Raw genomic sequence first — 7,071 nt, 5'->3', positions numbered from 1 at the left:
TGTTGGGTGTCTGAGGGCACGGCCGTTGGGTTGTGTTGCTCGAGGCCGGTCCCAGTGAACCAGGGTGTTGTGCTCTGGGTGGTGGGTGGCTGGTTGTTGTTTGAGAACTGCACAGTGGACGCGAGCATCTGTGGCCAAGTTTTTAAGGGCGCACGGTGGATGCCTTGGCACCAGGAACCGATGAAGGACGTGGGAGGCCGCGATAGGCCCCGGGGAGCTGTCAACCGAGCTGTGATCCGGGGGTGTCCGAATGGGGGAACCCGGCAGTCGTCATGGGCTGTCACCTGCCGCTGAATGTATAGGCGGTGTGGAGGGAACGCGGGGAAGTGAAACATCTCAGTACCCGTAGGAAGAGAAAACAACCGTGATTCCGGGAGTAGTGGTGAGCGAAACCGGAGGAGGCTAAACCGTATGTGTGTGAGACCCGGCAGGGGTTGCGCATGCGGGGTTGTGGGATCTCACTTCAATGGTCTGCCGGCTGTTGGACGAGTGAAAAATTGTTGGTGTAGGCGAAGGGCATGCGAAAGGCCCGGCGTAGAGGGTAAGACCCCCGTAGCTGAAATGCCAGCGACTTGTTTGTGGGACTCCCAAGTAGCATGGGGCCCGAGAAATCCTGTGTGAATCTGGCGGGACCACCCGTCAAGCCTAAATATTCCCTGGTGACCGATAGCGGATAGTACCGTGAGGGAATGGTGAAAAGTACCGCGGGAGCGGAGTGAAAGAGTACCTGAAACCGTGTGCCTACAAGCCGTGGGAGCGTCGCGTTGCGTGCTTGCACGTAACGTCGTGACTGCGTGCCTTTTGAAGAATGAGCCTGCGAGTTTGCGGCATGTTGCGAGGTTAACCCGTGTGGGGGAGCCGTAGCGAAAGCGAGTCCGAAGAGGGCGTTTGAGTAGCGTGTTCAAGACCCGAAGCGGAGTGATCTAGCCATGGGCAGGGTGAAGCGCGGGTAAGACCGTGTGGAGGCCCGAACCCACCAGGGTTGAAAACCTGGGGGATGACCTGTGGTTAGGGGTGAAAGGCCAATCAAACTCCGTGATAGCTGGTTCTCCCCGAAATGCATTTAGGTGCAGCGTCGTGTGTTTCTTGCCGGAGGTAGAGCACTGGATAGGCGATGGGCCCTACCGGGTTACTGACCTTAGCCAAACTCCGAATGCCGGTAAGTGAGAGCGCGGCAGTGAGACTGTGGGGGATAAGCTCCATGGTCGAGAGGGAAACAGCCCAGAGCATCGACTAAGGCCCCTAAGCGTGTGCTAAGTGGGAAAGGATGTGGAGTCGCAGAGACAACCAGGAGGTTGGCTTAGAAGCAGCCATCCTTGAAAGAGTGCGTAATAGCTCACTGGTCAAGTGATTCCGCGCCGATAATGTAGCGGGGCTCAAGTACACCGCCGAAGTCGTGTCACTCCAACATGAGGGCTAACGCCTGTTGGGGTGGGTAGGGGAGCGTCGTGTGCCGGGTGAAGCAGCCGTGGAAGCGAGTTGTGGACGGTTCACGAGTGAGAATGCAGGCATGAGTAGCGATACATGCGTGGGAAACGTGTGCGCCGATTGACTAAGGGTTCCTGGGTCAAGCTGATCTGCCCAGGGTAAGTCGGGACCTAAGGCGAGGCCGACAGGCGTAGTCGATGGAGAACCGGTTGATATTCCGGTACCCGCTATGCAGCGTCAGACATCGAATCAGGTGATGCTAAGTCCGTGAAGCCTCCTGGTCTCTTCGGAGTCCGGGTGTGGTGGAGCCGACGGTCCGAGCTTGTAGTAGGTGAGTGATGGGGTGACGCAGTGAGGTAGTCCAGCCCGGGCGATGGTTGTCCCGGGGTAAGGGTGTAGCCCGAGGAGTAGGGAAATCCGTTCCTCGTTACAGGGGTGAGACCTGATGCCGAGCCGTTTGTGGTGAAGTGGATGATCCTGTGCTGTCGAGAAAAGCCTCTAGCGAGTTGTGTGGCGGCCCGTACCCTAAACCGACTCAGGTGGTCTGGTAGAGAATACCGAGGCGTTCGGGTGAACTATGGTTAAGGAACTCGGCAAAATGCCCCCGTAACTTCGGGAGAAGGGGGGCCATGTCTGGTGAGGGCACGTGCTGTCTGAGCTGGGTGTGGCCGCAGAGACCAGCGAGAAGCGACTGTTTACTAAAAACACAGGTCCGTGCGAAGCCGTAAGGCGAGGTATACGGACTGACGCCTGCCCGGTGCTGGAACGTTAAGGGGACCGGTTAGTCACATTTCGGTGTGGTGAAGCTGAGAACTTAAGCGCCAGTAAACGGCGGTGGTAACTATAACCATCCTAAGGTAGCGAAATTCCTTGTCGGGTAAGTTCCGACCTGCACGAATGGCGTAACGACTTCTTGACTGTCTCAACCATAGGCCCGGTGAAATTGCACTACGAGTAAAGATGCTCGTTTCGCGCAGCAGGACGGAAAGACCCCGGGACCTTTACTACAGCTTGATATTGGTGTTCGGTTCGGCTTGTGTAGGATAGGTGGGAGACTGTGATACGGACACGCCAGTGTTCGTGGAGTCGTTGTTGAAATACCACTCTGGTCGTGCTGGATGTCTAACCTGGGTCCGTGATCCGGATCGGGGACAGTGTCTGGTGGGTAGTTTAACTGGGGCGGTTGCCTCCTAAAGAGTAACGGAGGCGCCCAAAGGTTCCCTCAGCCTGGTTGGTCATCAGGTGGTGAGTGTAAGTGCACAAGGGAGCTTGACTGTGAGACTGACGGGTCGAGCAGGGACGAAAGTCGGGACTAGTGATCCGGCGGTGGCTTGTGGAAGCGCCGTCGCTCAACGGATAAAAGGTACCCCGGGGATAACAGGCTGATCTTCCCCAAGAGTCCATATCGACGGGATGGTTTGGCACCTCGATGTCGGCTCGTCGCATCCTGGGGCTGGAGTCGGTCCCAAGGGTTGGGCTGTTCGCCCATTAAAGCGGTACGCGAGCTGGGTTTAGAACGTCGTGAGACAGTTCGGTCCCTATCCGCTGCGCGCGTAGGAGTCTTGAGAAGGGCTGTCCCTAGTACGAGAGGACCGGGACGGACGGACCTCTGGTGTGCCAGTTGTTCTGCCAAGGGCATGGCTGGTTGGCTACGTTCGGGAAGGATAACCGCTGAAAGCATCTAAGCGGGAAGCCTGCTTCGAGATGAGGACTCCCACCCCCTTTGAGGGGTTAAGGCTCCCTGGAGATGACGGGGTTGATAGGCCGGATCTGGAAGCACGGTAACGTGTGGAGGTGACCGGTACTAATAGGCCGAGGGCTTGTCCATAGAGGCTCGCGTCCACTGTGTCGGTTCTGAGACAACAACCGTGCAAGCACCATCCCCGTGTTGTCGGGTGGGTGTTGTGCTGCTGGTTGTGTGTTTCACCGTGTTTCGGTGGTCATAGCGTGAGGGAAACGCCCGGTCACATTCCGAACCCGGAAGCTAAGCCTTTCAGCGCCGATGGTACTGCATGCGGGAGCGTGTGGGAGAGTAGGACGCCGCCGAACTCATTGTGGGGAAAGCCCCGTCGGAGACATCCGACGGGGCTTTCTCACGTTCGGAACGCGTTGCCGGGACCGTGCTGTTCGCCCGTGAGGTCAATGGACTGTGGAGGGCGACAAGTGCTGCCGAGACTGACTGTGCCACCTGTGCCGTCCTCAATCCGGGCAGCGGACCTGACCGCGGGCATGACGCCGCCGGCAGTGAGGCACTGGACGCCTGGGCGACCCGAGGCCCGTGTCCGGCGCGAGGCCCGCGTCCGGCCCTCAGGAGAGGGTCGTCGGCAGTTCCAGGACCGAGGTCAGTGGTGGGTCGAGCCGACCGTCAGATGACCGTGCGGCCATGCGGCGGCCGTGCTCGACCACGCTCTGGGTGAGAGCGTTGAGGATCGGAAGGACGTCCGGATCCTCGCCCACTACATACAGCGTGCCCGCTTCGGCGACGAAGGATTCCAACGCGAGGCGATCGGCTCGTTCGGCCGAGCACGCGTTGCGGACATGCAGTTGCCCGAGCGGTGACAGCGCACGGCGGATCAGGGCCAGTGCGTCGGCGCGCAGTTGCGGATGGCCGGCGAGCGCGGACTCCAACTCCCCCGCTGTGCCCGAGGCGGCGCGGGGGTGGGAGCGCAGAACGCGGACGGCGTCCGCCGTTTGACCGGTCGCCAGCGCCCAGCGGTGTACTTCGCGGAAGGACCGCTTCTCCAGAGCCGCAGCATGCAGCCAGCAGCGCAGCAGGGTCTCCGCGGTCGTGTGGATGGTGGCGTCGATCGGGCGCGGGGACCGCAGCGGAGCCAGCAGTGCGGTGGCGCGGGAGGCAGCCGTGGCGCGGTCGGCGCAGCCGTGGTGTGGGGACCAGCGCAGACGGTCGGGTGTGTCGCACGCATGCGTCGGGTCGAAGACGTGGACCGGGCCGAGTTTGGCGCGTGCCGTTCTGGTGGCGTTCCACAACTCGGGGGTACCCGCGCTGACGAGTACGGCGCCGGGGGCCTCAAGGATCCGCGCCACCGGATCGTCGGCGGCTGCCGTGCCGCCGGGGGCCGGGAGCACGCTGTCGGGGCTCCCCGGGCCCCGGCGGTCCCCTTGCGAGGGGATCGCCGGCGGCACGGGAGCGGAGAACACCGCGGGGGCGGGGGGCTCTGCCGAGGTCGTCGTACGGTCGGCGGTCGGTGCGGTGGGTTCTCCGGGAGGTTGAGACCGCTCTGCCGGCCAGGAGCCCGCAGTCGGCCCGGCATCGGAGGCCGACCCCGGGGCGGAACTCGGAACTCCGGGTGCCGGGTTCGAGTGCTCCAGCGGCCCTGGACGGTGCGGGGCGGGGGCTGCGGCTCCTGGATGCCCCGCGGCGGCCTCCGGAGGCCTTCGCTCAGCCGCCCCGGGCGAGGCCGGGGCCTCGGGCGCCGTCGGGGCACCGGGCGGCGCGGCTGCCTCGGATCCGGCGCGGCGGCGGTCGTCCCGGAGACGCCGGGCTCTGCGCACGGCGCGGGCCCGGGCGACGGTCCCCATGACAAAGACGGTGAGCACCATCAGCACCAGGAGCTGGCTGATGAAGAGGCCCCAGAACAGGCCGTAGCCGGAGAGTTGGCCGCCCGGAGTCGCGGGCCAGGCGCCCGCGAGGTCGTGCGGTTCGGTGACCAGTCGGTGTACGGCCAGGGGCGTCCTGGCGAAGGTGACGCCGTCCGGCCATGCGCCGTGGGCGAGCAGCCCGGCGAGCCCGGTCGCCGTCCACACGAACACGGTGAGGCCCAGCAGGAAGCCCAGAGCGCCCAGCAGAAGGCCGTCGGGGATGCCTCCGCCCCCACCGGGGGCGCGGCGCGGGCGGTGGGGTACGTGGTCCGGGCCCGGGGCCGAGTGGCCGTCCGGGAGGCGGCGGTGACGTTCACGATCGTCGTCGTATGGCATCGGTACCGATATTCAAGCGGGGCCGGTCGGTTGCGGCAAGATCCCCTGCGCGGCCGTACCGCGCCGGGGCACCGTCGGGCGGTGCCGTCCGGTCGGGTGCGCACGGCACCCGCGCCGGCACCGTTCAGGCGACTCCCGAGCCGGGCGCCGCCCGCCCGGAGGGTGCGCGTTCCATGGCCAAGGCCCGGGCCTCGGTCTCCGCCTCCAGGTCGGCTTCCAGCGCGGTCTCGAACGAGGGGCCCTCCGTCCGCTCGACCTCCACGGCGCTCTCCGTCATGGCGCGGTCGGTGAAGACGAGGGGGCGTTCCGCCTCGGTCACCAGATGTTTGACGACCTGGACGTTGCCGTTGACGTCCCAGACGGCGATGCCGGGCGACAGGGTGGGGATGATCTCCACCGCCCAGCGGGGAAGCCCCAGGACCTTGCCGGTGGCCCGTGCCTCGTCCGCCTTCTGGGCGTAGATCGTCCTCGTGGAAGCCATCTTGAGGATGGCGGCCGCCTCCCGGGCGGCCGCGCCGTCGACCACGTCCGAGAGATGGTGGACGACAGCGACGAAGGAGAGGCCCAGTCGGCGGCCGAACTTCAGCAGGCGCTGGAAGAGCTGGGCGACGAACGGGCTGTTGATGATGTGCCAGGCCTCTTCCACCAGGAAGATCCGCTTGCGCCGGTCGGGGCGGATCCAGGTGTGTTCGAGCCAGACTCCGACGATGGCCATCAGGATGGGCATGGCGATGGAGTTGCGGTCGATGTGTGAGAGGTCGAAGACGATCAGCGGCGCGTCCAGGTCGATTCCGACCGTCGTCGGGCCGTCGAACATCCCGCGCAGGTCGCCGTCGACCAGCCGGTCGAGGACGAGCGCCACGTCCAGACCCCAGTCGCGGACATCGTCCAGGGCGACGTTCATCGCCTCCGCCGACTCCGGCTTGGGGTGGCGCAGTTGCTCGACGATGTCGGTGAGCTGCGGCTGCCGGTCGGTGATGGTGGAGTTGACATAGGAGTGCGCGACCTTGAGCGCGAATCCGGAACGCTCGTCGAGACCGTGCCCCAACGCGACCTCGATGATGGTGCGCAGCAGTGCGAGTTGGCCCGTGGTGGTGATGGCCGGGTCCAGCGGGTTGAGCCGGATTCCCTGGTCCAGCGCCGCGGTGGGGTCGAGGCGGATCGGGGTTATGCCCATCTCCTCGGCGATCAGGTTCCACTCGCCGACGCCGTCCTCGCCCTGCGCGTCGAGGACGACCACCTGACGGTCGCGGAAGCGCAACTGGCGCAGCACGTACGTCTTCTCCAGCGCCGACTTGCCGTTCCCGGACTCGCCCAGCACCAGCCAGTGCGGTGCGGGCAGTTGCTGCCCGTACAGCTGGAAGGGGTCGTAGATGTAGCCCTTCCCGCTGTAGACCTCGCGGCCGATGATGACACCGGAGTCGCCCAGCCCGGGTGCGGCCGTCGGCAGGTAGACGGCCTGCGCCTGGCCCGTGGACGTGCGGACGGGCAGGCGGGTCGTCTCCGTCTTGCCGAACAGGAAGCTGGTGAACGCTTCGGTGAGGGCGGACAGGGGATCGAGCGCGGCCATGCTGGCTACCTCCGGCCTGGAGCGGCGGTGCGGGGGTGGAGCGGTCGGTCGACGGTGCGGGAGCGGGGCGGGCGGACGGTGGTGCGGGTGCGGAGCGGTGGGGCGGCGGCGCCGAGGCGGACGGGAAGAAGCACGGG

2 protein-coding genes and 2 rRNA genes are annotated in these 7,071 nt (G+C 65.0%); 2 read left to right on the top strand and 2 right to left on the bottom strand.

Going from position 1 to position 7,071, the window contains the following annotated elements; genetic code table 11:
- The first annotated feature begins 132 nt into the window (after positions 1–132).
- Both P2424_RS14355 and rrf read left to right on the top strand, forming a co-directional pair.
- Positions 133–3,256: ribosomal RNA gene (locus P2424_RS14355) — 23S ribosomal RNA — on the top strand.
- A 104-nt stretch (positions 3,257–3,360) separates the two neighbouring features.
- A 5S ribosomal RNA gene (gene rrf / locus P2424_RS14350) occupies positions 3,361–3,477 on the top strand.
- A 258-nt stretch (positions 3,478–3,735) separates the two neighbouring features.
- Here rrf and P2424_RS14345 read toward each other — a convergent pair.
- Entirely contained in the window at positions 3,736–5,364 is a 1,629-nt protein-coding gene (locus P2424_RS14345) for a hypothetical protein (protein ID WP_276476138.1), read from the bottom strand.
- Positions 5,365–5,488: 124 nt separating this feature from the next.
- A complete protein-coding gene (locus P2424_RS14340; protein ID WP_276476137.1) occupies positions 5,489–6,934 on the bottom strand; it encodes an ATP-binding protein in 1,446 nt (481 codons plus the stop codon).
- Positions 6,935–7,071 lie beyond the last annotated feature (137 nt).

This window comes from Streptomyces sp. WMMB303 (assembly GCF_029351045.1).
Lineage (GTDB): Bacteria > Actinomycetota > Actinomycetes > Streptomycetales > Streptomycetaceae > Streptomyces.
The sequence above is the reverse complement of the archived record's forward strand: the minus strand, read 5'-3'. Positions and strand labels throughout refer to the sequence as shown.